Consider the following 25676-nt stretch of genomic DNA (forward strand, 5'->3'; position numbering starts at 1 on the left):
GAGACCCAAAGACCCTCACGGAAAATTCAAGTGAAATATCGCGCGGCCCATTGCGGCGGGACACGCTGATGCAATTGGCTGGGCTTCACAATGCGAGGCCTACCGCTGTACAAAGGAATACAGAGGAAAGCAGCACTTCCCCGGGGCAGCCGAAAAGCCGGTGTCGCCGCACGTCAGAGGCGTTCTCGACGCCGACACGACACGGCGGACCGACACGAAAGGACCGATATCCGTGGCTCAGCGAGTAGTGGTCACTCTCTTCGACGACATCGACGGCGGAGAAGCGGCGGAAACGGTTGCGTTCGGCCTCGACGGGAAGACGTACGAGATCGACCTGAATCCCGCCAATGCAAAGAAACTGCGCAAGGCGCTGGCGCCCTACCTCGCGGCCGGCCGGAAGCTGACCGGCAAGGCCGCCACCGCCAGGGCCGGCGGCTCGGCCGCGTCCGTCACTTCGTACAAGCACACCGCCCTGGCCCCCGACCCGGCCGCGGTCCGCGCCTGGGCCCAGTCCAACAAGATGGACGTGCCCGCCCGCGGACGCATCCCCAAGCGGGTCTACGAAGCCTTCCGCGAAGCCAGTTGAGCCGAAGAAGACACCCCGCGCCAGAAGCGGAGTTGCACTGCACCCCCGCTGATCGGCTAGAGTCTGGATCACGCCGAGGGGCGAGGCCGCAGGGCCGGACCTCACGCAGCGTGCGGGTGTAGTTCAGTAGTAGAACATCCCCCTTCCAGGGGGAAGGCGCAGTGTGCAATTCCTGTCACCCGCTCTGCATCGCATTACCGACTCCACTTGTGGATCAGGTACAGTGGTGCTCGCACCGCCCAGTGAGAGCTGAGCGGCAGCAATGCGGACGTGGCTCAGTTGGTAGAGCATCACCTTGCCAAGGTGAGGGTCGCGAGTTCGAATCTCGTCGTCCGCTCGGGAGCAAAGGCCCCGGTTCTCAGGAACCGGGGCCTTTGTCGTATGCCGAGCGGCCTTCGCGTCCGCCGATCGGCATCTGACATTTGTCATGCGCAGCGATGACAGCACGCACTGCCGACCGGCTCCGACCGCCGGGAAGCTGACGTCATGACCAACGTGATCGAGGCCGACGACCTCCGCCGGACCTACTCCGGCGGCTTCGAAGCCGTCAACGGGATCTCCTTCGCCGTCCGCCAGGGCGAGATCTTCGCCCTGCTCGGCACCAACGGAGCCGGCAAGACCTCCACGGTCGAGCTCCTCGAGGGCCTCGCCGCTCCCAGCGGCGGCACGGTCCACGTCCTCGGCCACGACCCGTACCGCGAACGCACCGCCGTCCGGCCCCGGATCGGGATCATGCTCCAGGAGGGTGGATTCCCCTCCGACCTGACCGTGGCCGAGACCGTACGCATGTGGGCGGGCTGCACCAGCAACGCCCGGCCGACCGGTGAGGCACTGGAGCAGGTCGGCCTCGGCCGCCGCGCCGACGTGCGGATCAAGCAGCTCTCCGGCGGAGAGCGGCGGCGCCTCGACCTCGCGCTCGCCCTCCTCGGCCGCCCCGAGGTCCTCTTCCTCGACGAGCCGACCACCGGACTCGACGCCGAAGGCCGGCGCGACACCTGGGCGCTCGTGCGGGAGCTGCGGGACGCGGGCACGACCGTCGTCCTCACCACGCACTACCTGGAGGAGGCCGAATCGCTCGCCGACCGGCTCGCGATCATGAACCAGGGCCGGATCGTGCTCTCGGGCACCCCGGCGGAGGTCACCGCCGCCCGGCCCGCCCGCATCCGCTTCGTCCTCCCCGAGGACGTGGCACCCGGCCGGATCCCGCTCGGCCTCAAGGCCGCCGCCGAGGGCCGGCGCGTGGAGATCCGTACGCACCACCTCCAGGACGCGCTCGGCGAACTCCTCGACTGGGCCCGCGAGGCCGGTGTGCGGCTGGACGGGCTCGACGCCCACTCGGCCTCCCTCGAAGAGGCGTTCCTGGAGATCGCCTCCCGCAACGACGCCCTGGAGACTGTTCGATGAACGCGACCGCACGCCGGATGACCTCGCTGGGGCGGGCCGAACTCACCCTCCTCGGGCGGAACAAGAACAACCTCTTCATCGCCCTCCTGATGCCGCTGCTGATGATCTTCGTGCTGCGGTCCTCGCTCACGCAGATGGGCACCGACGAACTGCCCATGGGCATGGCGGGCGCCACCCTCATCGGCGGGACGGGGCTGGTCCTCGTCCTCGTCGTCTACATGGGGCTGACGTCCGCCCTCGTGGCCCGGCGCGAGGAGCTGGTCCTCAAGCGGCTGCGTACGGGCGAGGCGAGCGACCTGGAGATCCTCGCCGGCGCCGCGCTCCCCTCCGCCGCCATCGCGCTCGCCCAGTGCGCCGTGCTGACCGTCGGCGGCGCCCTCGCCCTCGACGTACCCGCGCCGCGACGGCCGGAGCTCCTCGTGCTCGGACTGCTCGCCGCGATCCTCCTGCTCGCCGGACTCGCCGCCGCGACCACGGCCATCACCCGCAACGTGGAGAGCGCCGGCCTCACCACGCTGCCGTTCTTCCTCGTCTCCGCCGTGGGCTCGGGGCTGATGCTCCCCAGCGACGTGCTCCCGGACCTCGTCGCCGACATCTGCCGACTGCTGCCGCTCAGCGGCGTCATGGAGCTCGTCCGCGTCGGCTGGCTCGGCGTCGGCGACACCAAGGACCTGCTGACCGCCGTCCTCAACACATTGGCCTGGGGCGTGATCACCGTGTTTGCTGTCCGACGGTGGTTCCGCTGGGAACCGCGTCGCTAGAAAGGGGGGCCGGGGCGTGTCCAGGTTGACGGGGTGGTGGAGCCGCCGCAGCACTGCGGCCAAGGTCGAGCTGTACACCCGGTGGAGCTTCCACTTCTTCACGGTGATCGAGATCGGCGCCATCGGTCTGGTTCCGTTCTCCAACGCCGGGGACCACCCGGTCGGTACCCCGCTCGCCCTGGCGCTGTCGCTGCTGGTCTGCGGACACGCCGTGCTGAACGCCGTGCTCTCCTCGCGCGCCCTGGACTGGGCCCTGGACCGGCGCGATCGGCCGGTCCGCCTCGCGACCGCGCTGATCGCCCTGACGGCGGCCGGTGCGCTGATCGTGATCGCACTGCGGGCCACGGGGGTGCTCGCGGACATCTCGGTCGCCGCCGCCGTCGTCACCGGCCTGGTCACGTTCACCCTGGGCAGCCTCGTGCTGTGCGTGCGCCGACCCCGGCGCATGCTGTACGTGGCCCCGGCCGCCGCGCTCGCGACCGGCGCCGCCGTCGCGGCCATGGGCATCGACCCCGCAGAGGCGTTCGGCTACGCGGTCGGGATCCTCATGGGCGGTGGCGGACTCGTCGCCGCCTGCGGGTTCTCCGGCTGGCTGATGAAGATGGTCTGGGAGCTGGAGCGCTCCCGCGATCTGAAGGCCCGGCTCGCCGTCGCCGAGGAACGGCTCCGCTTCGGCCGCGACCTCCACGACGTCATGGGCCGCAACCTGTCGGTCATCGCACTCAAGAGCGAACTCGCCGTGCAGCTCGCCCGGCGCGAACGCCCCGAGGCCGTCGACCAGATGATCGAGGTGCAGCGGATCGCGCAGGAGTCCCAGCGGGAGGTACGGGACGTCGTGCGCGGCTACCGCGAGGCGGACCTGCGCGTCGAACTGGAGGGCGCGCGCGGGGTGCTCGGCGCCGCCGGCATCGACTGCGCGATAGACCCGGTGACGGTCGAACTGCCCGGCACCGTGCAGTCGGTGCTCGGCTGGGTCGTCCGGGAGACCACGACGAACGTACTGCGGCACGGCGACGCGAAGCGATGTGCCATCTCGCTGCGGGAGAAGGACGGTTCGGTGCTGCTGACGGTACGGAACGACGGCGTACGGGAAGGTGCGGCGATGGGACACGGCTCCGGCCTGGCCGGGCTGCGGGAACGGCTCGCGGCGGTGGACGGGACCCTGGAGGCGGGACCGGGTGACGGAGGTACGTTCCGCGTGGCGGCTCTGGTGCCCGTGCAGCGGTCGGGGGCGGCCGCGTGACCGCCGGCACCGTACGCGTCCTGCTCGCCGACGACGAGCACCTGATCCGGGGCGCCCTCGCCGCGCTCCTCGCCCTGGAGGACGACCTCGTCGTCGTCGCCCAGGCCGCCACCGGGCCCGAGGCGCTCGCCATGGCCCGCGCGCACCGCCCCGACGTCGCCGTCCTCGATCTGCAGATGCCGGGCCTCGACGGTGTGAGGGTGGCCACATCCCTCCGCGACGAACTGCCCGACTGCAGGACCATGATCGTGACGAGTCACGGCCGCCCCGGACACCTCAAGCGGGCGCTCGCGGCCGGTGTGCGGGGCTTCGTGCCCAAGACCGTCAGCGCCCAGCGGCTGGCCGAGCTCATCCGTACCGTGTACGCCGGAAACCGTTACGTGGACCCGGAGTTGGCGGCCGACGCGATCGCCGCAGGGGACTCCCCGCTGACCGCGCGCGAGGCCGAGGTGCTGGAGTTCGCGGCCGACGGGGCGCCCGTCGCGGAGATCGCCGAGCGGGCCTCGCTGTCGCCGGGAACGGTCCGGAACTACCTCTCCTCCGCCGCCGCGAAGCTCGGCGCCGAGAACCGTCATACGGCGGTGCGTCTCGCACGGGAGAAAGGTTGGGTATAGTTGGCTCCGCGCTACGGCGCAGGCGGACGTGGCTCAGTTGGTAGAGCATCACCTTGCCAAGGTGAGGGTCGCGAGTTCGAATCTCGTCGTCCGCTCCATGAAAGAAGCCCCCGGTCCTCTCGGACCGGGGGCTTCTTCGTGCTCCGAGGCCGCTACTCCCAGCTTCTACCGGTGAGCAGCTCGTACGCCTCGATGTACTTGGCGCGGGTCGCGTCCACGATCTCCTGCGGGAGAGCCGGCGGCGGCTGCTCGCTCTTGCGGTCCCAGCCGGACGCCGGCGAGGTCAGCCAGTCGCGCACGAACTGCTTGTCGTACGAGGGCTGCGCGCGGCCCGGCTCCCAGCTCGAGGCCGGCCAGAAACGGGAGGAGTCCGGCGTCAGGACCTCGTCGGCGATGATCAGGCTGTCGCCGTCGAAACCGAACTCGAACTTGGTGTCGGCGAGGATGATCCCGCGCTCGCGGGCGATGTCCCGGGCACGGCCGTAGACCGCGAGGGTCGTCTGGCGCAGCAGGGCGGCGGTCTCCGCACCGACCTGGCGGGCGACCTCCTCGTAGCTCACGTTCTCGTCGTGGTCGCCGACCGCGGCCTTGGTGGCGGGCGTGAAGATCGGCGCGGGCAGCTCGGAGCCGTCGCTGAGGCCCTCGGGGAGCGCGAGCCCGCAGACCGTACGGGACTCGTTGTACTCGACCAGGCCGGAGCCGGTCAGATAACCGCGAGCCACACACTCGACCGGCACCATCTTCAGCGACTTGCAGATGAGGGTGCGGCCGGCCCAGTCGGCGGGGGCGCCGGCCGGCAGGTCGGTGGAGATGACGTGGTTGGGGACCAGGTCGGCGAGGCGGTCGAACCACCACAGGGAGAGCTTGGTGAGCACCCGCCCCTTGTCGGGGATCTCGGTCGGCAGCACCCAGTCGTACGCGGACATGCGGTCGCTGGCCACCATCACGAGGTCGCCCGCCTCGTTCTGGTAGAGCTCGCGCACCTTGCCCGTGTGGAGGTGGGTCAGGCCCGGGACCTGAACAGGCTCGGGCTTTTCTACGAATCCGGACACGGTTCCTCCGCGTAGGTTGATCCAGGAACGATTCGATTCTCTCGCACTCTCCGGGCCGCCCGCCGAGCGGCCCCTCGAACGGCCTGGTCAGTCGCTCCTGCCGATCAGTCCCACTTTCGGTCAGTCCGTCTTCCGGTCAGTCCCACTTCCGGTCAGTCCCTCTTGCAGATGCGGTCGAGGAGATTCGCGGTGGCGCGCTGGATCCGCTGGTCGACATGGCCCGGCCGGTCCAGGGCGGGCGACCAGGCGAAGGTGCCGGAGGCGAAGACCCAGGCTCCGGACGGGGCCCGGTAGAGGGAGGTCTCCTGGTGGCGCAGGGCGCCTTCGCTGTCCTGGTAGGGCGAGTGGGCGAGCAGGATCCGGCCCTCGTGCTGGGGCAGCGCCGTGCGCGGGAAGTAGCGGTCGGCCTCGCCCGCGACAAGACCCGGGATCTCGTCCCCGTCCCCGGCCCCGGTCGCGTCCCAGAGCCAGTGCTCCGCGTTCCGTACGACCAGGGGGTGCGGCTCCGGGACCCGCCCCGCGTACTGGATCCCCAGCAGCTGCTGCTCCGGACGGTCGATCTCGCGCCACAGGGCGGGGCGGCCGGGGCCTCGGCGCTTGCGGCAGGTGAGGAGCCGGTCGGGGACACCTGACGGCGAGGGGCCGAGCTCCACCTGCCAGTACATGGTGTTGGCGGAGAGGAAGACGAGCGAGGTGCCCTGCTCCCGGGCGAGCTCGACGGTCCGGCGCATGGGGACGGACCAGTACTCGTCGTGGCCGGGGAAGACCAGGCCCCGGTAGCGGGTCGGGTCGACGCGGCCGGCGTGCAGATCGCGGGTCTCGGCGTAGGCGATGTCGTAGCCGTACCGCTCGGCCCATCGGATGAAGTCGTAGGCGTGGCCGACATGGAGGGGCAGTCCCGCGCCCGCGTAGGGGCGGTCGAAGGAGACCGTGCACGCCGCGTCCTTCTCGCCGAGGAGCCGGCCCTGCTCGTCCCACGCGTGGTAGAGACTCGCGCCGGTGCGACCGTCCTCCGGGTAGAGGTTGTACGCCTGCCAGGTCACGTCCGGGAGGACGAGCAGGAGGTCGGCGGGGTGGTTGTCGCGCACGGTGAAGGGGATGTGGGAGCGGTACCCGTCGGCGGTGGTGAGCACGGCGACATACGCGCCGATCGACCACAAGGACGGGATCTGCAGCCGCCAGGACTGCCACCAGTGGTGGCAGGAGACGGTCCGGTCAGCGGTGAGCGGGGCCGGCTGGACGATTCCGGAGAGGCGCGGGCTGGTGGTGATCTTGGCGGCGCCGTCGCCCGCGTAATGACCGATCCGGTAGATGTCGACCGAGAACTGCTGCGGTGGGTCCACCGTGATGTGGAAATCGATCGCCTCGCCGGGGGCCACGGCCCCGTTGGACGCGAAGCCCTTGATCTGGCTGCGGACGTCGTCGGCGGTGCGGGGGCCGCCGCCGCCTCCGAGGGCCAGGGTCTCGTCGGCGTACCAGGGGACGACCTGCCCGGTGTCGTCGAAGTAGTTCTCCGAGCCGCGCAGCCAGGGCAGGGGCCCTTGTCCGAAGGGGTCCGAGACGGCGTGGGCGAGCGCGCCCGATTCCCACCGCCTGATCTGCTCCGCCCCCATGTCGCACCCCTCCCTCGACTCCCCCGCGCCGAATTCCGTCGTGTGCTGTCGTGTGCCGTCGTGTGTGCCCTCGCGCGCTGTCCGCGGTGCGGGCTGTCATGTGCTGCTGTCAGTGCCGGTCCCCAGCACATCACATAACGCACGCACTCCGTCACCGTTCGTCGCGAATTGACGTGAACGGAAGGCGAGCTTCCGGGGGTGCCGACGTCTTCTCAGACGAGGCGGACGGGCTTTTCGGGGCGGACGCCGGTCTCGGTGAGCCAGGTCCGCAGGGGCTCGGGGTCGCCGTCCTCGACGAGGGCGAGGACGCGGGTGGCCAGATCGGTGTTCCGCTCGCCGCCGACGAAAAGCGTGGGGCCGTCGAGCCAGTCGAGACCCGGGGCGGCGCCCGCGGTGTCGACGGCGGCGCAGCAGACCATCGCCGTCACATGGTCGGCGAGGAGATCGCGGCCGGTCCGGGGCGGCTGGAGCGGGAAGAGCGGCAGCGTGTCCGCGCCCGGTCCGGCGGCGTGCGGCGCGGGAGCGGGGGCGGCGGGCCTGGCCGCCTCCTCGCGGGCGACATGCGCGCTGAGCGCGGCGGCGAGGGCATCGGCGGCGGGGTTGCCGAGGGCGGGCTCGGTGAGGTCGTCGGGATCGGTGGAGTCGGGGTCCGGCTCGGGCTCGGCGGCGCCGGCGGGCTCGGTGAGGTCGCCGGGATCGGCGGAGTCAGGGTCCGGCTCGGGCTCGGCGGCGCCGGCGGGCTCGGTGAGGTCGTCCGGCGCCGTGGAGCCCCGCTCCGTGGGTGCGGGCGCCGTGAAGTCGGCGCGCGCTGTGGAGTCGGCGCGCGCCGGGGAGTCGGCGCGCGCCGGGGAGTCGGCGGGCGCCGGGGCGGTGGAGTCGACCGCGCTGAGCGTGGTCGGTTCGGGAGGGGGCTCGTCCTGGGGGTTGGCCTCGTTCTCGGCGTGGGTCGAGAGGTAGGACATCACCCGGGTCAGGGTCGGGCCGTCGTCGGCCGAGGAGCCGGTTCGCGCACGCGGAGCCGTACCGACGCTCGCGCCCCTGCCCGCCCTCCTGCCGGTGTCGGCGGGGAGAACGCCCAGCTCGTCCAGGACCAGGTGGAGTCGGGCCGCGTCGGCGCGCCACTTACGGTCCACCACCTCTTCCGGGTACTGGTCCCAGTCCACCGGGGACCAGTCCGGACCGGCCTCCGCGGGGCCGCCGTGGAAGAGGCGGGCGGCGAGCAGCGAGGCGGCCTCGTCGACGGCTCCGGGCTCTTCGAGCAGGTCGCAGGCCGGGCGCTCGCCCAGTCGGGAGGTGAAGCCCTCGGCGAGGCGGTCGCGACGGGAGAGTTCGGTGAGGGCGGAGACCACGCCCACGTCCAGGCGTGCGGGCCAGCGGCCCATCCGCCAGGCGGGCAGCGCGACCCGGGTGAGCAGCCGGTCCCAGCCCGCGTAGGCGAGGCCGACCTGCTCCTGGGCGACGATCCGGACACCGTAGTCCACAGCCTGTGCACGCTCGGAGCCGGCGATGGCAACACCCCGCTCCATCTCGGCGGCATGTCCGCGGCAGAGGCGCAGCAGGACCCTGGCGACCCGTCCGACCCCATGCGCGCCGAGCCTGCTGACCGGGTCGAGCCCCTCGTGGCGGGGAACGGCGACCGCGGCGTCGAGGCCCTGCACGAAGCGGCGGGCCGCGGCTATGTCGGGGTGCGCGGCCGGAGCCGTACCGGCGACGACGGGGGCGAGGACCGCCCGCAGCTCGCCGACGCGCATCCACCACAGGAAGGGCGAGCCGATGACGAGGACGGGCGCGTCGGTGGAGCGCCGGAGTCCCGCCGTACGGCCGGAGCCGGTGCCATGTGCCGGGTGCGTGCGGTCCTCGAGCCAGCTGTCGCAGTCCGGCGTCAGGGCTATCGCGGAGGGAGCGGGGACGCCGAGCCGGTCGGCGAGGTCCCGGACCATCCGGTAGAGATCGGGGGCAGCGGTCTCGGCGAGCGCCACGGTCGGAGTGACGGCGGGACGGGACCGCGCGATGACCAGCGCGACCGCCGCGGCGGCGAGCAGGACGACCACCGCGAGCACGGTGGTCACCCAGCGGGCAGCGTCCCAGCCGGCGCCCGTGAAATGGCCGGTGACCCCTCCCGCGTAGAGGATCACGGCCGCCGCGGCCGGGAGCACGGCGAGGCCGAGCGCCCTGCCGCGGACCCGGAGCACGGCGAGGGCTCGGGCGCGCGCGGCGCGTGCACCCATCTCCTCGCCGACAACGGAACCTGTACCGGACACGCCGTACATCACCCCCTCCTGCCCTCGTCGGGACTGCCTGTGGCGGTGTTGCTCACTCCCCCACTGTGGCACCCGCCACTGACATCGCAATGCCGGTGGGCCAAGTGCCGGAACGCCTTCGCCGCACCCTAGTTGGGGCTTCGGCGGGCGTCATCCGGATGGCTCAGCCGTCACTCGATGGAATGGCTTTGGGTAAAGGTGATGACGGTTCGCGCTGGTTAGAGGTTCACTCCCCCGCGGCCTTGCGCGCGATGTCCGACCGGTGCTGAGAGCCGTCCAGACGGATCCGGCCGACCGCCGCGTACGCCCGCTCGCGGGCCTGCGCCAGGTCCGTGCCGGTCGCCGTGACCGACAGGACGCGGCCGCCGGCGCTGACGATCGCCTCGCCGTCGCGCTTCGTCCCGGCGTGCAGGACGTACGCGTGCGGGGCATCCTGCGCCGCGACCTCGTCGAGGCCCTCGATCGGGTCGCCCGTGCGCGGGGTCCCCGGGTAGTTGTGCGAGGCGACGACCACGGTCACGGCCGCGTCCTCGCGCCAGTTGAGCGGCGGCTCGTTGTCGAGGGTGCCGTTGGCGGCGTTCAGCAGGACGCTCGCCAGCGGGGTCCGCAGCCGGGCCAGGACGACCTGGGTCTCCGGGTCGCCGAAGCGGGCATTGAACTCGATGACCCGTACGCCACGGCTGGTCATCGCCAGACCCGCGTACAGCAGGCCCTGGAACGGGGTGCCGCGGCGACGCAGCTCGTCGACCGTCGGCTGCAGGACGGTGTCCATGACCTCGTCGACCAGCTTGGGGTCGGCCCAGGGCAGCGGGGAGTAGGCGCCCATGCCACCGGTGTTCGGGCCCTCGTCGCCGTCGAGCGCGCGCTTGAAGTCCTGCGCCGGGGTGAGGGGGAGGACCGTGACGCCGTCGGTGATCGCGAAGAGGGAGACCTCGGGGCCGTCCAGGAACTCCTCGATGACGGCCCGCCCGTCGCCCGCCACCGCCCCGGAACGAGTCGCCTCGCGACGCTGTGACACACAGGCGAGCGCGTGGGCACGGGCCTCGGCGAGGTCGGAGGTGACCACGACGCCCTTGCCGGCCGCCAGGCCGTCGTCCTTGACGACATACGGAGCGCCGAAGGCGTCGAGCGCCTCGTCGATCTCCTCGGCGGTGGTGCAGACGTAGCTGCGGGCGGTCGGGACGTTGGCCCCGGCCATGACGTCCTTGGCGAACGCCTTGGAGCCCTCCAGCTGCGCCGCCTGCTCGGACGGGCCGAAGCAGGGGATGCCGGCCGCGCGGACGGCGTCGGCGACACCCGCGACGAGCGGGGCCTCCGGACCGACGACGACCAGGTCCGCCTGGAGGTCGGCGGCCAGCCGTGCGACGGCGTCGCCGTCCAGCTGGTCGACGGGGTGCAGCTCGGCGACCTCCGCGATCCCGGCGTTGCCGGGCGCGCAGTGCAGAGCGGTGACGTCGGGATCGAGGGAGAGAGAGCGGCACAGGGCGTGTTCGCGGGCGCCGCCGCCGATGACGAGGACCTTCACGCCAGCCAGGGTAGCCCGCGTGGCGGGATGTCCCTTGTGCGGGCCACCGAGCGAGACGCCCCTACTCGTTCGTGTATTCCTCCACAACCGTCGCTCCGAGCTCGCGCACGATCAGCTCGTGGCCGGAGAGGGCGGAGTCGACGAGGTCGGGGTCGTCCTCCTCGGGCACGTCGTCCTCGGGCGCGACGGGCGGCGGCGCGTGGTGGACGGGCGGCGCGGCCTGGGGCTGGTTCTGGGGTACGGGAGTGGGCGCGGATGCCTGCTGGACCGGCGGGGCGGGGGGCGCCTGCGGGGGCTGATGGCCCTGCGCGTTCTGCTGCGTCTGCTGGGGCTGCTGTGGCGAAGACCACTGCTGCTGCGGGGCCTGGGCGGGGCGTCCGCCACCGAAGTTGGCCGCCGCCGGAGGCGGGTTGGCGCCGCCCGAGGGATCGACGATCGCCTCGATCTTCCACTGCACGTTGAACTGCTCGGCCAGCACCTGCCGCAGCACGTCCTCGCTGCCGCTGCTCGCGAAATTGTCGCGGGCGCCGGCGTTGAGGAAGCCGAGCTGGAGGGTGGTGCCGTCGAACCCGGCGACCTGGGCGTTCTGGCTGAGCAGGATCCAGGTGAAGCGGCGCCGGTTCTTCACGGCGTCGAGGATCGGCTGCCACATGTTCCGCACCTGGGCGGCGCCCTGGGCCATGTCACCGGAGGGGACGGGACCGGATGCCGGGGCGGCGGCCTGCGGCACGGGGGCAGGAGCCTGGGGCGCGGGTGCGGAGGCGCCCGGCCAGGCGCCGGGGGCGGGGGCGGCGGGGGCGCCGGGGGTCGCGGCACCGGGCCAGGCGCCGGGGCGGGGAGCTTCGGCGGCGGGGGCGGGCTGCGTGGGGGCGGGCTGCTGTACCGGTGCGGGCTGCGTGGGGGCGGGCTGGTGTACGGGGGCAGGCGCGGGGGCCTGGGGAGCCGGGGCCTGCGGGGCCGGGGCATGGGCCTCGGGGCCGGGGACGTACCCCATGGCGGGCGCGGGCGCACCGGTCGTGAAGACGGGCGCCGGGCCGGCCACGGCGCCGCGCTCGAGGCGGTCGATCCGGGCCTGGAGCGACCGCTCGTCGTCGAAGGCGGCGGGCAGCAGCACGCGCGCGCAGATCAGCTCGAGCTGGAGCCGCGGCGAGGTGGCCCCACGCATCTCGGTCAGCCCGGTGTTGACGAGGTCGGCCGCCCGGCTGAGCTCGGCGGCGCCGAACACGGACGCCTGCGCCTGCATGCGCTCCACGACGTCCACGGGGGCGTCGATGAGCCCCTTCTCTGCGGCGTCCGGCACGGCGGCGAGGATCACCAGGTCCCGCAACCGCTCCAGGAGGTCGGCGACGAAGCGCCGGGGGTCGTTGCCACCCTCGATGACCCGGTCCACGACCTCGAACGCGGCCGCGCCGTCTCCGGCGGCGAAGGCGTCCACCACCGAGTCGAGCAGGGACCCGTCCGTGTACCCCAGAAGAGAGGTCGCCATGGCGTATGTCACACCGTCGTCGGCGGCACCGGCGAGCAGCTGGTCCATCACGGACATCGAGTCACGCACGGATCCGGCACCCGCGCGGACGACGAGCGGCAGCACACCGTCCGCGACGGGGATGCCCTCGCGCCCGCAGACCTCGCCCAGGTACTCGCGCAGAGTGCCGGGCGGCACGAGCCGGAACGGATAGTGGTGCGTCCGGGACCGGATCGTCCCGATGACCTTCTCCGGCTCCGTGGTGGCGAAGATGAACTTGAGGTGCTCCGGCGGCTCCTCGACCACCTTCAGCAGGGCGTTGAAGCCCGCCGAGGTGACCATGTGCGCCTCGTCGATGATGTAGATCTTGTAGCGGCTGGACGCGGGCCCGAAGAATGCCTTTTCCCGCAGGTCACGGGCGTCGTCCACACCACCGTGGGAGGCGGCGTCGATCTCGATGACGTCGATCGATCCCGGCCCGTTCCGCGCCAGGTCGCGGCAGGACTGGCACTCCCCGCAGGGGGTGGGAGTGGGACCCTGCTCACAGTTCAGACAGCGCGCCAGGATGCGCGCACTGGTCGTCTTTCCGCATCCGCGAGGCCCGCTGAACAGGTACGCGTGATTGACCCGGTTGTTCCGCAGGGCCTGCTGCAACGGGTCGGTGACATGCTCCTGCCCGATGACCTCGGCGAAGGACTCGGGGCGATAGCGGCGGTACAGCGCGAGAGACGACACGTATACGAGGTTATAGGCGCCCACTGACAACCCGGGAACGCAAGCGCCCCTCACGCACCCGCCAGAGCCGACCTACCCTTGCTGCCTTCCGGCCCTGGGGGAGTTCAGTCAGATAGCGCCACGTGAGGGGCTCCGCCAAGGGTACCTGATCCCAGGGGCCCCGCGGTCCCCCGATTCCGATCACGGAAACCTCTTCTGGATCACGTTCGCGAGCACCCCTCAGCGTCTTGTATTGTTTGCGGCGGAGGATTCGCCTAGTGGCCTAGGGCGCACGCTTGGAAAGCGTGTTGGGGGCAACCCCTCACGAGTTCGAATCTCGTATCCTCCGCCAGTGCCTCACCGGGCACGATGTCGAAGGGCCCCACCGTTCGCGGTGGGGCCCTTCTTCGTTTCTCAGACCCCGTTGTCCATACGTGCAGCGCCCCGAAGCCGCCGTGAGGCGAGGGCTCGGTGGTCGATGCGGCTGGACGGGTGTTGTTCGGCACCTGTCTCCGGCGCCCTCCATCCGAAGCGGCGCGCGGCCGGATTACATGGGCCTGCGTCTCTGTGCGGGGCGCGCCGGCGTCCTTCACGGCCCGGATCCGACGAACGAAAGAGCGCAATGGCAGAGCGCGACCCTCGCAACCGCACCGGCCTCAGTCCGCTACTTCGCGGGCTCGCCGCTGCCGTGCTCGTGGCCGGCATGCTGGTGGCCTCAGCGGGACCCGGATACGGGACCGACACGGCCACTCCGGCGCCCGGCGCACAGTTCACGCCGTTGACGGCGGCAGTGATGACCGAACCGACGCCGTTCGTCGCCACGGACGGCAAGACGCACCTCTCGTACGAACTGCTCACCACGAGCTCTCTGTCCAGCAGCACGCCGGTGCGGCTCGACCGTGTCGACGTCCGAGACGCCCGCACGAAGCGGGTCGTCGGCTCGCTGAGCGGGCAGGCGCTGGCGGATGCCGCCAATCCGGTGGGCGACCCCCTGCCGGGTGCGGATGGGTACACCCCGGCGCCACCGGCACCGACGCCAACCGTCATCCAGGGCTCCCAGCAGTGGATCATCTGGCTCGACCTGATCCTCGACCGCGGTCAGCCGGCGCCCAAGGTCCTCGAACACCATCTCTCCGGTGCAGTCCTGACCCCCTCCGGCCCCTCCCCCTTCGAGGAGACGGTGCAGACCACCCGGACCGCCGGCACTCCGCCGTTGAACCTGAGCGCGCCGGTCCGCCCCGGCACCTGGTACTCCAGCGAGTCGTGCTGTGGCAACACCCACCACCGGCGCGGCCTCGGCCCGATCAACGGTCGCTTCTACGTGCCGCAGCGCTTCGCGATCGACTGGTACCGGGTCGGCAAGCAGGGACAGACCTGGGAAGGCGACCCCGCACAGCTCACCAGCTACCTGAGCTACCGTCAGCCGGTCGTCGCCTCGGCCGGCGGCAGGGTGGTGGAGGTCCAGGACGGACTCCCGGACCAAGCACCGCCCGTCACACCGCCCACCCCGCCGATCGAGGACACCGTCGGCAACCACATCACCCTGGAAGTCGCGCCGGGCCGCTATCTGCTCTACGCCCACCTGAAAGCCGGCTCGCTCAAGGTCCGGGAGGGCGACCGGGTCGAATCCGGCCAGCTCCTCGGGCTGATCGGCAACAGCGGCAATTCCACCACGCCGCACCTGCACTTCCAGGTGATGACGACAGCCGAGTTCTTCCCGACCGACAGCCCGCCGTTCACGTTCCGGCAGTTCCGCGTCGTCGGACAGGTCGAACCCCGGATCTGGGACGACAACTTGGGCCTGCAGCCGACCGGCGTCCTGCCGATCACGCCCTCGCCGTACGAGGGCCCTCACCGTGCGCGGTATCCGCTCGACCGCGAGGTGCTGGAGTTCTGACCGGACTCCGGTCGGGCCGTTGTCGTACCCTCCGCTAGTGCCTCACCGGACACGAAGTCGAAGGGCCCCACCGCTTGCAGTGGGGCCCTTCGACCTTGTCCCGTGGCGTCACCTCACGGCGCGAGCCGGTAGGCGTTCGTGATCGTCTCGCGCAGGGTGTTGCCGCCCTTGTCCTTCAGGTCCACGCGGAAGGACACGGCCTTGGCGTTCGCCGGGTGCTTCACGCTCACCGAGCGCGCCCCCTTCGCGTCCGTCGTCACGGTGATCGGCTTCCAGGTCCAGCCGCCGTCGTAGGAGACGTTCACGGTCAGCGCGGCGACCTGCCCGGCCGCGGCGGCCGCGCCGCTCAGCTTCAGCGGCACGTGAGCGTGCTGCCCGCCGGAGCAGTCCCGCGCAGGCTCGGCTTCGGCGCGAGCCGCACCGTCGACAGTGGCAGCCTGGCCGTGCCGTCCGACGCCGGCCGGGCCGCTCCCGGCGAGGATGGAGGCCACGTGCGTTCCGTGCCCGAAGCGGTCCTCGGCGTAGGGGGACTCGCTGAAGTTCTTCTGCTCGATCTCGACGCCCGCGAGGTCCGGATGGGTCTGGTCCACGCCCGAGTCCAGGACCGCCACCTTGACGCCCTTGCCGGTGTGGCCCGACTTCCACATGGCGGGCGCACCGATCTGCGGCACGCTCTCGGCCAGGCCGGCCCGGACCTTCGCGTCCAGCCAAACATGGGCGACGGGCCGCGCGGGGGCGGCCGCAGCGCCTGCCGTACGGGCCGTGGAGCGGCCTGTGACGGCCGCCCACAGCGCCGGCGCACCCACCTTGGGCGCCTCGAAGGCCTCCCCGTCGACCGCGGGCAGCGCACGTCGCTCCCGGACGGCCACGTCCGCGAACGGGTCGCCGGCGCTGGTGAAGGCCCTTGCTTCGGCGCCGCCCTGTGCTTCGACGCCGCTCTGTGCTTCGACGCCGCCCTGCCGGTAGCCGACGATCAGGGGCAGCGTGGTGCGGTGCCGTCGTCGTACCCGTCCCTGACCAGCTGCGCGACGTCGAACAGCCGCCGGTCGAGCACGCCGTCGGCGACGAGGCGCAGGGCATCCTCCGGTACGACGTACGTGTGGCCGGCCGCGCGCCGCACCGAGAATCCGATCCCCTCGCGGCCCTTGCCTCGCTCGAGCCGAACGACCCGGCCGTCGGAGCCGACGACCACGCGGTCGCCGGTGATCAGCGTGACGGTCGCCGGTGGCTTCGCCTTCGCCTTCGCCGAGGCCTTCGCCGGGGCCTTCGTCCCGTCATGCGCGGCGGAGCCGGCGGCTTGCGCCGGCTGGCCCCCTGCCGATACCGCCCCCGTGACCAGTGCACCGGCCACTACGGCGGCCAGAGCCCCCGTTCTCGCGCGTGCTGTGGATCCCACTCGAGTTCCCCCGCCCTCGTGTGCATGCCAAAGCGCTCTCCGGTATCACGCCCGTGGAGGGGTTCGGTTCTCGGCGGGGGATCGGTCGACAGGTTCGAGTTCTCGGCGGGGGATCGGTCGACGGGTTCGAACTCTCGGCGGGGGATCGGTCGACGGGTTCCGCACCGTCCCAGGTGAGCGCGGAGTTCACCCGCGCTGCCCCGTGACCGGTGCGGCCCCGCGCCCACCGGTCATCCGAACTGATACGGCTCCCAGGCGCTCGCCCCCAAGGGGAACTGGAACGTCGGCCTGTTCGCCGTGGCGCTCGTGGTGAACGGCTTGCCCCTGTCGTCCACCCGGAGCACGCCGCTGCGGTCGCCGCTGCTCCACTCCAGTTCCAGGAACCACCGCACGCTCCGGCCCCGCGTGTGCGCGGTGATCGTCAGTACCTGTGGGTCGCTCGCGGACACCGTGTACGGGAAGTCCGACGCCGGGACGTACTTGTCGCCCTTCCACCCCGCCACGGGGACGGGCCGGGGCCGGGCCGCGTCCAGGTTGATGTCCAGGCTCTGCATACGGGCGTCCCCTCCGCAGCCGACGCCCATCGCGTACACGTTGCCCCGCAGCGGCTCGGACGTGTCGACCGTCCGTACGTGCAGGGCCTTGAGGACGACCGTGTCGTCGCCGAGCCCCTGAAGCGACACGTCGATCACCATCTCGCCCCCGGGCACGCCGTCCAGAGCGGTGACCCAGCCGCGCGCGCCCTGCTCGGAGGGCGGCGGCGGCACGACCTGCGGCGCCTGGTCCACCACGTAGAACTGGCTGCACGGGTCCTTCCACACATACGGGTTGACGCTGGCCGCCAGCGGCACCTCGGGGGTCTCGTCCCCCGCCCCGTCCGTCCTCCCGCCGGCACCGCCGCCGGGAGCGTCCGTCCCCGTCCCGGTCCCGGTCGACGGTCCGCCGGAGGTCGGTGTGCCCGGCGTCGTACGGCTGGGCTTCGCGTCGCCCGCGGCCGGGCCGCCGGGGGTGCGGGCCGCCGAGGAAGCGGCCGCGGGGCCCCCGGCGGCTTGCTCGTCCGCCCGCGACGTGTCGGAAGTGTTGGTCCAGACAGCCGCGGTACCGATGGCCGCGACGACGACCATCGCCGCGGCGGCGGCCACGGGCCACAGCAGCCGGCGCTGGCGGGATGTCGGGGCGGTGGAGGGCCCTTGGGGCTCCGACGCCGCCTCGTCGCGTACCAACTCATGGGTGGGGGTGGGGGCGGGCTCCGAAGGCGGCGTCTGCGCCTGCTCCTGCCCCTGCTCGTGCTCCTGCTGCGGGGCAGTCTCCGTCCGCTCGGTCAGCTCCATCCGCTCCGACGGCTCCGGCCGCTCCGTCAGCCGCTCGGAGCCCGAAGGGGCCTTCGGTGCCGCGGGCTCCGTCGTCGCGGTCCTGGCCCGGCGGCGGGTTTCGTCCGCCACGATCCACAGGCGGTGCAGCCGCAGCAGCTCCTCGCGCTGCGCCCCGCAGAGCCGGGCGATCTTCTCCACGGGTGCGAAGTCCGTGGGCACGGCATCGCTGTTGCAGTAGCGGTGGACCGTCGACGGACTCATGTGCAGGCGCTTGGCGAGGGTGCCGTAGCTGAGCCCCGACCGTTCCTTCAACTCCCGTAGGAAGCCTGCCAGATCCTCACTCTGCATCCCCACCCCGAGCAGTCCTTCCGTTCGCCGTGCCGTTCGCCATTGCCGTTCGACGTTCCAGGCAGGCGTTCCAGGGGGAACGCGTTTCCCCAGGTCAACCCCACTCTGCGCATTCGCGCCTACGACATTGTCCCCGGCTGCTGGTGCGAATGCGAAGGCGGCGCGCAAGGTCGTTGCAGCGCCGCCACTCGGGCCGGGCGCTTCCACCGATCAGCCGGGCACTCGCGCTGATCGACCGTCACCACCACTGCCACAACGGGGGAACCACCTCATGCGTACCTTCACCATCCGCCGCACGGTCCTCGCCGCCACCGTCATGACCGCCGCTCTCGTCACCACCGCCTGCAGTGGCACGGAGACCGGGAAGACACCGTCCGCCGAAGGGTCGGGCAAGGGCCCGTCCGCCACGTCGACGGTGGCTCCGTCGCCCTCGTCCGGCCAGTCGGGTACGGATGCCGCCGACTCCGGCGGCAAGCAGACCACCGGAGGCGCGAACGGCGGGACGAGCGCGGGCACCGACGGCGGGACGAGCACGGACGGCAAGCAGGCCACCGGTGGCGTCAAGAAGCCGGGCGGTGGTCAGGCCAAGGTCGTCACCTGCACCGGCGACAACACCAGGGTCGTCGTCAACCGGCCCGCCCGCCCCATCAACCACCTGCTGCTCACCGCCACCAACAAGGGCCCCGCGTCCTGCGACCTGTACCGGGCACCGCTGCTCCGCTTCGACGACGAGCAGGCCGCCACCGCCATCGACGACGGGACCCAGCAGCAGAGCGTGATCCGGCTCGCCCCGGGCCAGTCCGCGTACGCCTCCGTCATCCTGATCGGCGAGCGCACCGGCGAGGAGGCCAACGGCCGCACCACGTCCCGACTGGGCGTGTACTTCGACTCCCGCGACGCGTCCGGATCCGTCGGCCGACCGGCGATCCTGACGCTTCCCGCCGACACCTACAAGACCGACGACGCCAAGGTCACGCACTGGCTGAGCGACCTCGACGAGGCGCTCGTCCACTGACGCCACCGCGACACGCGCACCACGATCCGTACGTACGCCGAAGGGCGCGACCGGCACCGGTCGCGCCCTTCGTCATGGTCTCGCCCACGGGCGGTGCGCCGGTGGGTGTCGGTGGGGTCCGTGGGGTCGGTGGGTGTTGGTGGGGTCGGTGGGTGCTGGTGGGTGACGGTGGGTGCTGGTGGGTGACGGTGGGTGCTGGTGGGTGACGGTGGTCAGCGCGGGAGGCGCAGGGCCAGGCCGTCCAGGACGACCTCCAGGCCGTACGTGAACTTCGCGTCGCGGATCTCGACCGGGTCGAGGTTCAAGGTCGCCTCGTAGGCCGCGGTCAGGTGGTCGTGTCCGACCGCCGCCTCCTGGGCGCCGGGGGTGAAGCGGGCGATGAACTCGACCTCCGTCTCACCGGAGCGGGCGACCGTCGTGAGCCAGGCCGCCTCCGTCGTACTCATCCCGATGACGTACGTCAGGAGGGTCTCGATCGCCCGGGCCGGCTCGGGAAAGCCGACGTTCGTGAAGAGGGTGGCCAGCCGCTCCGAGTACGCCATGAGGTTGGGGCCCAGGTAGGCCAGACCGGCCTGGCCAAGGACCGACGCCAGCCAGGGGTGCCGCAGCGCCGTCGCCCGGAACGAGCCCGCGGCATCGGTCGCGGCGGCGCGCCAGTCCGGACTGTCGGCGGGAGGTACGGCGATCTCGCCGAAGACCTCGTCCACCGCGAGCTCCATCAGCTCGTCCTTGGTCGCGACGTGCCGGTAGAGGGACGTGGCGCCGGCGTTCAGGCGGGCGCCGAGCTTGCGCATGCTCAGCGCCTCGATGCCGTCGGCATCCAGCATCACGATCGCCTCGCGGACGATCGCGGCGCGGCTGAGCGCGGGCTGATCGGGCGCGGCCTGCTGCCGGGCCCACACGGACGGGATCGGGTTCGACTTGGCGGCCATGATCCTCCTTCGGTGCGTACAGATGCACACAGGTACGTACTGGCGCATACAGGTCAGCGCATTACAGGTCATGCAGGCGCATACATGGATGCGTACAGCGTTCGCATCCAGCGTACAGGAGTCAGGGCTGCGCACAGCGTGCGCGACTGCGTACGGATTGAAGGGTTGCGCACGGCGTACGCGTCTGCGTACAGTGTTCGCATCGAAGGAACACCGTGCGCTTCACCGAGAGGAACTCCCATGGAAACCGTCCGCAATCCACGCCGCTGGTGGATCCTCGTCGTGCTGTGCCTCAGCACGCTGGTCCTGGTCGTCGACAGCATGGCGCTGACGGTCGCGGTGCCCTCGATGACCGAGGACATCGGCGCGAGCGCCCAGGACATCCAGTGGATCCTCGACTCCTACATCCTGGTCTTCGCCGGACTCCTGCTCACCTCCGGAAGCCTCGGCGACCGGTTCGGCCGGCGGAAGGTCATGATCATCGGCCTGCTGCTCTTCGGCCTGGCGTCGCTGGCGGCGACCTTCTCGAACGACCCCGGTGAGGTCATCGCCGTACGGATCGCGATGGGGGTCGGCGGAGCGCTGATCATGCCCTCGACGCTGTCGATCCTCATCACCGTCTTCGAGGAGGACGAGCGCAGCAAGGCGATGGCGGCCTGGGGCTCGGTGTCCATGCTCGGCCTCGTCGGCAGCCCGATCCTCGGCGGTGTGCTCATCGACCACTTCTCCTGGCAGTCGATCTTCCTCATCAACGTCCCGGTCGTCGTGCTCGCCGTGATCGCGGCCCTCACTCTCATGCCGGAGTCGAAGGGTCCGTGGCAGAAGCCGGACCCGCTCGGTGCGGTGCTGTCCGCGATCGGCATGACCGCCCTGATCTGGTGGATCATCGAGATCCCGCAGCACGGCGCCTTCGAGGGCCGTGGGGTGATCACCCTGGTGGTCGCGGTCGCCGCTCTCGCCGGGTTCGTTATCTGGGAGAACGTCACCCCGTCGCCGATGGTCCCGCTGGTCCTCTTCAAGAACCGCAACTTCAGCGGTGGTTCGCTCTCGCTCACGCTCGTCCAGGTCGGCAACGGCGGCCTGCTGCTCGTCCTCACCCAGTACCTGCAGTTCGTCCTCGGCTACTCGCCGGTGAAGGCGGGCCTCGCGTTCATGCCGCTGGCCGTCGCCGCCCTGATCGGCAACGCCGCCGGCGCCGGGCTCGCGGCGAAGCTCGGCTACCGCGTCCTGGTCCTGGCCGGAATGCTCACCATGGCCGCCTCGTTCGGCCTGCTGACCACGGTCGACGCCTCCTCCGGCTTCACCGTCCCGGCCGTCGCCCTCGGCCTGCTCGGCCTCGGCGCCGGCCTGGCGATGCCGGCCGCGGTCGGCGCCCTGATGGGCACGATCCCGGCGGAGAAGGCGGGCGTCGGCTCGGCCCTGAACGACACGATCCAGCAGGCCGGCACCGCGCTCGGCATCGCGATCCTCGGCTCGCTCCTCTCGAGCCGCTTCGCCACGGAGATGCCGGCGGACGCGTCGGAGCAGGCGAAGGGTTCGATCGGCGGCGCCCTGGCGGCGGCGCAGGGCGACGCCGGCCTGATGAACGCGGCCCGGGAGGCCTTCACGACCTCGATGTCGACCACCTTCACGATCAGCGCGATTGGCGTCCTCGCCGCGGCGGCCCTGGCGGCGGTGGTCATGCGCAACACGAAGCCGGGCGCGGACAAGGCGGCGGAGGCGGAGGGCGCGGAGGGCGTCGACGCGGAGGGCGCGAACGACGCGAAGGGCGTCGACGCGGAGGGCACCACCGACAACCGGGAGCTCGTCGGCTGACACGCCCACCACACCAGCAAGCGCACGGAAGGCCCCGCCCGGGAAACCGGCCGGGGCCTTCGGCGTTTCCGGGGACCGACCGATGGTCCGACTCGTGTGGTGATGTCACCGGTTCGGGGGGTCCGGGGCGGCAGAGACGTTACGGCGGGTGATACTCTCCGTAATCAATGGAACACTTTCCGCAACACCCGAGTGGGGTGCTCTCTCAATCTGGAGGAAGCGTGCGGAAGTTGGCGACGGTGGCGGTGGCGGCGGGGTTGTTCTTGGGCGGGGCGGGGGTTGCCGTGGCGGATGGATGGCAGAAGCTTCCCGGCATGAAGACCCGCGGCGTGATCGCTAATGGCGACTACAAGTGGGAGCCCAAGGGACACAACCACGGCGGGTTCAATTTCGACGTGAAGCTCAAGGACGACGAACCTAACGACGGCCACAACGTCTACATCGAGTCCAGGGTCGAAGGCTACGGCTGGAGCCGCCTCTACGGAGTGCAGAGGAAGACCGTCACTCTGAAGAAGGTGATCTACGACGGCGCCGCCCAGTACACGAAGGAGGCTTGGATCCGCGCCTGCCGCGACCGCGGTTCCCTGCGCCCAGACAACTGCTCGGACACCGTGTACCGCGATCGATCGAAGAAGCAGTAGTCGAAGGCCGAAGGTTCTGGAGGCCGCTCACATGCGGCCTCCGCAGCAAGGGAGTTCGCACCACGATGGACGCCATTCTTCGCGCCGAGGGCGTGGATCTCTTCTACGGAACGCACCAAGCAGTCAGCGGTGTGGACTTCTCGCTGAAGCGCGGGGAGGTGACGGCAGTCATGGGAAGCAGCGGCTCCGGGAAGTCCTCATTGCTGTACTGCCTGGCTGGCGTACTCGCGCCTACGCGCGGCACCGTGGCTTTCGACGGAATCACGTTGGCCTCACTCAGCGACGAAGAGTTGAGCACCCTGCGGCGGGAGCGGTTCGGATTCGTTTTCCAGTACGGGGAGTTGTTGCCCGAGCTGACAGTCGAGGAGAACGCCGCGCTCCCGCTGCGGCTCGCCGGCCAGCGCAAGGTGCCCGCGCACACTGCCGCCGGGGAGGTCCTCGGGCGGCTCGGGATGACCGAGCTGCTGCAACGCAGGACCTCTCAGCTCTCCGGCGGGCAGAGCCAGCGGGTCGCCGTAGCTCGGGCACTCGTCCACCGCCCGGACGTTGTGTTCGCCGACGAGCCGACCGGCGCGCTCGACAGCGTCAACGCCTCAGCCGTATTGGAGGAGTTCCTGAGGCTCGCTCGGGACCAGGGCACCGCCGTGGTCATCGTCACGCACGACGCAGCGGTGGCCGAGCACGCCGACAGCCGGTACACGATGACCGACGGGATCCTGAAGTGAACCCCTTCCTGCTCGGAATGCGGCTGTTGTGGCGGGGCGGACGCAGAGGCCGAGCCCGCTTTCTGCTGATGACGTTCGGCTGCTCGCTCGGAGTGGCCTGCCTCGCCGCCGTACTCACCATTCCGGCAATCCTCGCCGCGCACGATGCACGGTCCGCCGCTCGTGAGCCGCAGACCAACTACGAGCTGAAGGATGGGTGGTCGACCGCCGACACAATCGCGCGCAGCTACGAGGATGCCTACGGATCCCAGCCGCTCCGTCGCCTGTTCATCGCGCGCCAGGTCTCCGGCCCAGCGCCAGTACCCCCGGGCCTCGACAGGCTGCCCGCTGCCGGGGAAGTGATCGTCTCGCCGCAGTTGCGTGAGGTCCTGGTCAAGGCGCCTGGTGTATCCGGACTCCTGCCTGGCAAAGTAAGCGGCACGATCAGGCCAGAGGGACTTGCCGGGGCCGACGAGCTCTATGCGTATATCGGCACCTCCCACACAAAGCTCCCAAACGACGAACATCTTCGGCGCGTGGACTACTTCGGGTCTCCATACGCCATCACCGAAGTCGTCGAGGAGTCGACGCTCGATATCCTGCGGTTCACGCTCGCCTGCGTGGTTCTGCTTCCCCTCGCCGTGTTCCTCTCGGTATGCGCCCGGCTCTCTGCCGAGTCCCGCGCCCGCAGGCTCGCGGCGCTTCGACTCGTAGGTATGAGCGTCAAGGACACCCTGCGGGTCAACGCCGGCGAGACGGTGTCGGCCGCCTTCCTCGGGGCGCTGGTCGGCATCGGCGGCTACCTCGTCGCCAACGAGCTATTGGCGAGGATTGGCCTGCCCGGCCTCCACTGGTACCCCGCCGACGGCCGCCCCAAGGCCACCACGCTCGCCGCCTGCCTGATCCTCTGCCCGGCACTCGCCTGGATCGTCGGACAGCGCAGCGCCCGAACGGCCGCACGAACTCCGCTCAACGTCCGTCGCACGGCCGAACGCACGCCGCCCCGGATGTACGGGACGCTTCTGCTTGTCCCAGGGCTCGGTGTCATCGGCGGATACTGCGCCCTGAGTATGTTGGGGAGAGATCCGTCCGGCGGCTCCGCGAACACCATCCTTATTCCCGCCGCTGTGTTGCTGACGGGAGCCGGGCTGGTCTTCGGGCTCGCACCGATCACCGCGTGGCTCGCCCGCCGGCTCGCGCGCACGACAAGGTCGCTCCCACTGGCGCTCGCGATGCGCCGCGCTGAGGTCGAGCCAGGCGCCTCATTGCGTGTCGTCACAGGACTCGTGTTGCTTGTCTACGCCACGTCGCTCACCCAAGGCGTGCTTGTGGAGCTCAGCCAGGTGAGCCGCAACACCGCGCCCATCCAGGAGTACGACATCAGCCTCGCTGACCTGACGCCTCAGCAGCGAGATCGGTTGACGCAGGCGGAGGGGGTCACGGGCAGCGGCATCAGGGCACCCTCTTGGACGCCTGCCGATGGGGCCTCCCACCCGGATATCGACGTGGCTGTTGCCACCTGTGCCCAACTAGAGGCCTTCAGCAAATCGTTCCGGGGTTGCGTGGACGGGAAGGTCATCAGCCTTGTTCGCCCGGGCAATCCACAAGATGAGGATGCCCTGCCAGGCAGCAGGTTTCCGATCCTTCTGGACAATGGCCAGAAGTTCAATGTCGTCCTTCCGCGCGAATCGCTCACCGTTCACACATACGAGTCGTACGACCTGAGCGCTGCGGAAGTACTCGTCCCGCCCTCACTCCTCCCTCCCGGCACCCTCCCCGCCGAGGGGCGACTCGTTCTCGCCTCGGCCTCCGACCCCCAGACCGTTCGCACTGTCCTCGATGGCATCGGCACGATCGCCCCCACCGCGACCGTGGAACCCGTCGGCATCGTCATCGAATCCCTCGCCCAACTCACCGTCATCCGCAGCCTCCTCGCCGCCGGCATGGTCCTGGGCCTCGTCATCAGCGTCGCCGCCTTCGTCGTGTCCGTCGCCGATCGGGCCATGGAGCGGCGGGGGCAGGTCGCCGCGCTCGCGTTGCTCGGGGCCAAGGCGGCGACCTTGCGGGTCGTGCAGTGTGCGCAGGTGGTGCTGCCGCTCGCCGTCGGGCTCGGGGCGGCCGTGGTCACCGGGTGGCTCGCCGAGTCGAGTTATCTGATCACCGGGGGTGGGGCCGTGCACTGGGACTGGAGTGGGCTTCCGCTGCTACTCGTCTGCTGTCTCGGGGTGCTGATCGCCGCCGCGGTCGCCTCCCTGCCCCTCGTACGGCGCCACGTCGATCCGGAGCACATCCGGCGCGACTGACCCGGCGGTGCGTCACAGGCTCCGCTGAGCCGCCGGGGGGCCGCCCGAACGCGGGGCGGCCCCCCGGCCCCCTC

Annotated in this window: 20 protein-coding genes, 4 tRNA genes and 1 other RNA gene; 15 read left to right on the forward strand and 10 right to left on the reverse strand. The window is 71.1% G+C overall.

The window, feature by feature from the left end:
* Positions 1-232: 232 nt before the first annotated feature.
* The 8 genes from ACZ561_RS34145 to ACZ561_RS34180 all read left to right on the forward strand — a co-directional run bounded on the left by ACZ561_RS34145 (position 233) and on the right by ACZ561_RS34180 (position 4706).
* Positions 233-586 carry a histone-like nucleoid-structuring protein Lsr2 gene (locus ACZ561_RS34145; protein ID WP_471002695.1) on the forward strand — a complete coding sequence of 118 codons (354 nt, stop codon included), beginning with the start codon at positions 233-235 and terminating at the stop codon, positions 584-586.
* 112 nt (positions 587-698) lie between these two features.
* Positions 699-770, forward strand: a tRNA-Gly gene (locus ACZ561_RS34150).
* Positions 771-850: 80 nt separating this feature from the next.
* Positions 851-923, forward strand: a tRNA-Gly gene (locus ACZ561_RS34155).
* 149 nt (positions 924-1072) lie between these two features.
* Positions 1073-1990, forward strand: a complete 918-nt coding sequence (locus ACZ561_RS34160) for an ABC transporter ATP-binding protein (RefSeq protein ID WP_471002698.1) — start codon at positions 1073-1075, stop codon at positions 1988-1990.
* Entirely contained in the window at positions 1987-2751 is a 765-nt protein-coding gene (locus ACZ561_RS34165; RefSeq protein ID WP_471002701.1) for an ABC transporter permease, read from the forward strand. Before ACZ561_RS34160 ends, ACZ561_RS34165 begins: the two co-directional genes overlap by 4 nt.
* 16 nt (positions 2752-2767) lie before the next feature.
* On the forward strand, positions 2768-3994 hold the full coding sequence (locus ACZ561_RS34170; RefSeq protein WP_471002704.1) for a sensor histidine kinase: 1227 nt from the start codon (positions 2768-2770) through the stop codon (positions 3992-3994).
* Positions 3991-4608 carry a response regulator gene (locus ACZ561_RS34175; protein WP_471002707.1) on the forward strand — a complete coding sequence of 206 codons (618 nt, stop codon included), beginning with the start codon at positions 3991-3993 and terminating at the stop codon, positions 4606-4608. Before ACZ561_RS34170 ends, ACZ561_RS34175 begins: the two co-directional genes overlap by 4 nt.
* Positions 4609-4630: 22 nt before the next feature.
* Positions 4631-4706, forward strand: a tRNA-Gly gene (locus tag ACZ561_RS34180).
* 54 nt (positions 4707-4760) lie between these two features.
* Here ACZ561_RS34180 and ACZ561_RS34185 read toward each other — a convergent pair.
* The 6 genes from ACZ561_RS34185 to ffs form a co-directional block, all read right to left on the reverse strand.
* Positions 4761-5660, reverse strand: coding sequence for a phosphoribosylaminoimidazolesuccinocarboxamide synthase (locus ACZ561_RS34185; protein ID WP_471002710.1), 900 nt, complete (start codon positions 5658-5660; stop codon positions 4761-4763).
* 152 nt (positions 5661-5812) lie between these two features.
* Positions 5813-7273 carry a N,N-dimethylformamidase beta subunit family domain-containing protein gene (locus ACZ561_RS34190; RefSeq protein WP_471002713.1) on the reverse strand — a complete coding sequence of 487 codons (1461 nt, stop codon included), beginning with the start codon at positions 7271-7273 and terminating at the stop codon, positions 5813-5815.
* Between the two features lie 212 nt (positions 7274-7485).
* A complete protein-coding gene (locus ACZ561_RS34195; RefSeq protein WP_471002716.1) occupies positions 7486-9543 on the reverse strand; it encodes a M48 family metalloprotease in 2058 nt (685 codons plus the stop codon).
* A 217-nt stretch (positions 9544-9760) separates the two neighbouring features.
* Complete coding sequence (gene purD / locus ACZ561_RS34200; RefSeq protein ID WP_471002719.1) at positions 9761-11059, reverse strand: phosphoribosylamine--glycine ligase; 1299 nt, start codon at positions 11057-11059, stop codon at positions 9761-9763.
* 61 nt (positions 11060-11120) lie between these two features.
* A complete protein-coding gene (locus ACZ561_RS34205) occupies positions 11121-13259 on the reverse strand; it encodes a DNA polymerase III subunit gamma and tau (protein ID WP_471002722.1) in 2139 nt (712 codons plus the stop codon).
* Positions 13260-13295: 36 nt separating this feature from the next.
* Positions 13296-13394, reverse strand: an RNA gene (ffs, locus tag ACZ561_RS34210) — signal recognition particle sRNA small type.
* A 108-nt stretch (positions 13395-13502) separates the two neighbouring features.
* On the opposite strand from ffs, the gene ACZ561_RS34215 reads away from it, so the two are divergent.
* Together ACZ561_RS34215 and ACZ561_RS34220 are read left to right on the forward strand one after the other, a co-directional pair.
* Positions 13503-13590 (forward strand) — tRNA-Ser (locus tag ACZ561_RS34215).
* Positions 13591-13860: 270 nt separating this feature from the next.
* Positions 13861-15135: a M23 family metallopeptidase gene (locus ACZ561_RS34220; RefSeq protein ID WP_471002725.1), complete on the forward strand. Its 1275-nt coding sequence runs from the start codon at positions 13861-13863 to the stop codon at positions 15133-15135.
* Positions 15136-15248: 113 nt separating this feature from the next.
* Here ACZ561_RS34220 and ACZ561_RS34225 read toward each other — a convergent pair whose 3' ends face one another.
* The 3 genes from ACZ561_RS34225 to ACZ561_RS34235 form a co-directional block, all read right to left on the reverse strand.
* Positions 15249-16004: a S8 family serine peptidase gene (locus ACZ561_RS34225; protein ID WP_471002728.1), complete on the reverse strand. Its 756-nt coding sequence runs from the start codon at positions 16002-16004 to the stop codon at positions 15249-15251.
* A 104-nt stretch (positions 16005-16108) separates the two neighbouring features.
* On the reverse strand, positions 16109-16486 hold the full coding sequence (locus ACZ561_RS34230) for a hypothetical protein (RefSeq protein ID WP_471002731.1): 378 nt from the start codon (positions 16484-16486) through the stop codon (positions 16109-16111).
* Positions 16487-16761: 275 nt separating this feature from the next.
* The gene (locus ACZ561_RS34235) at positions 16762-18192 is read right to left on the reverse strand and encodes a helix-turn-helix domain-containing protein (RefSeq protein WP_471002940.1); all 1431 of its coding nucleotides are present in this window, start codon (positions 18190-18192) and stop codon (positions 16762-16764) included.
* A gap of 271 nt (positions 18193-18463) precedes the next feature.
* On the opposite strand from ACZ561_RS34235, the gene ACZ561_RS34240 reads away from it, so the two are divergent.
* Positions 18464-19207, forward strand: coding sequence for a DUF4232 domain-containing protein (locus tag ACZ561_RS34240; protein ID WP_471002734.1), 744 nt, complete (start codon positions 18464-18466; stop codon positions 19205-19207).
* Positions 19208-19419: 212 nt separating this feature from the next.
* Here the strand turns inward: ACZ561_RS34240 and ACZ561_RS34245 are convergent, their stop codons facing one another.
* Positions 19420-20139, reverse strand: coding sequence for a TetR/AcrR family transcriptional regulator (locus ACZ561_RS34245; protein WP_471002737.1), 720 nt, complete (start codon positions 20137-20139; stop codon positions 19420-19422).
* 240 nt (positions 20140-20379) lie between these two features.
* On the opposite strand from ACZ561_RS34245, the gene ACZ561_RS34250 reads away from it, so the two are divergent.
* The 4 genes from ACZ561_RS34250 to ACZ561_RS34265 all read left to right on the forward strand — a co-directional run bounded on the left by ACZ561_RS34250 (position 20380) and on the right by ACZ561_RS34265 (position 25602).
* Positions 20380-21954, forward strand: a complete 1575-nt coding sequence (locus ACZ561_RS34250) for an MFS transporter (RefSeq protein ID WP_471002739.1) — start codon at positions 20380-20382, stop codon at positions 21952-21954.
* A 221-nt stretch (positions 21955-22175) separates the two neighbouring features.
* Entirely contained in the window at positions 22176-22595 is a 420-nt protein-coding gene (locus ACZ561_RS34255; protein ID WP_471002742.1) for a hypothetical protein, read from the forward strand.
* Positions 22596-22660: 65 nt separating this feature from the next.
* Complete coding sequence (locus ACZ561_RS34260) at positions 22661-23320, forward strand: ABC transporter ATP-binding protein (protein WP_471002745.1); 660 nt, start codon at positions 22661-22663, stop codon at positions 23318-23320.
* A complete protein-coding gene (locus ACZ561_RS34265) occupies positions 23317-25602 on the forward strand; it encodes an FtsX-like permease family protein (protein WP_471002748.1) in 2286 nt (761 codons plus the stop codon). The genes ACZ561_RS34260 and ACZ561_RS34265 overlap by 4 nt, the downstream gene beginning before the upstream one ends.
* The last annotated feature ends 74 nt before the right edge of the window (positions 25603-25676 follow it).

This window comes from Streptomyces sp. NPDC039609 (genome assembly GCF_055596705.1).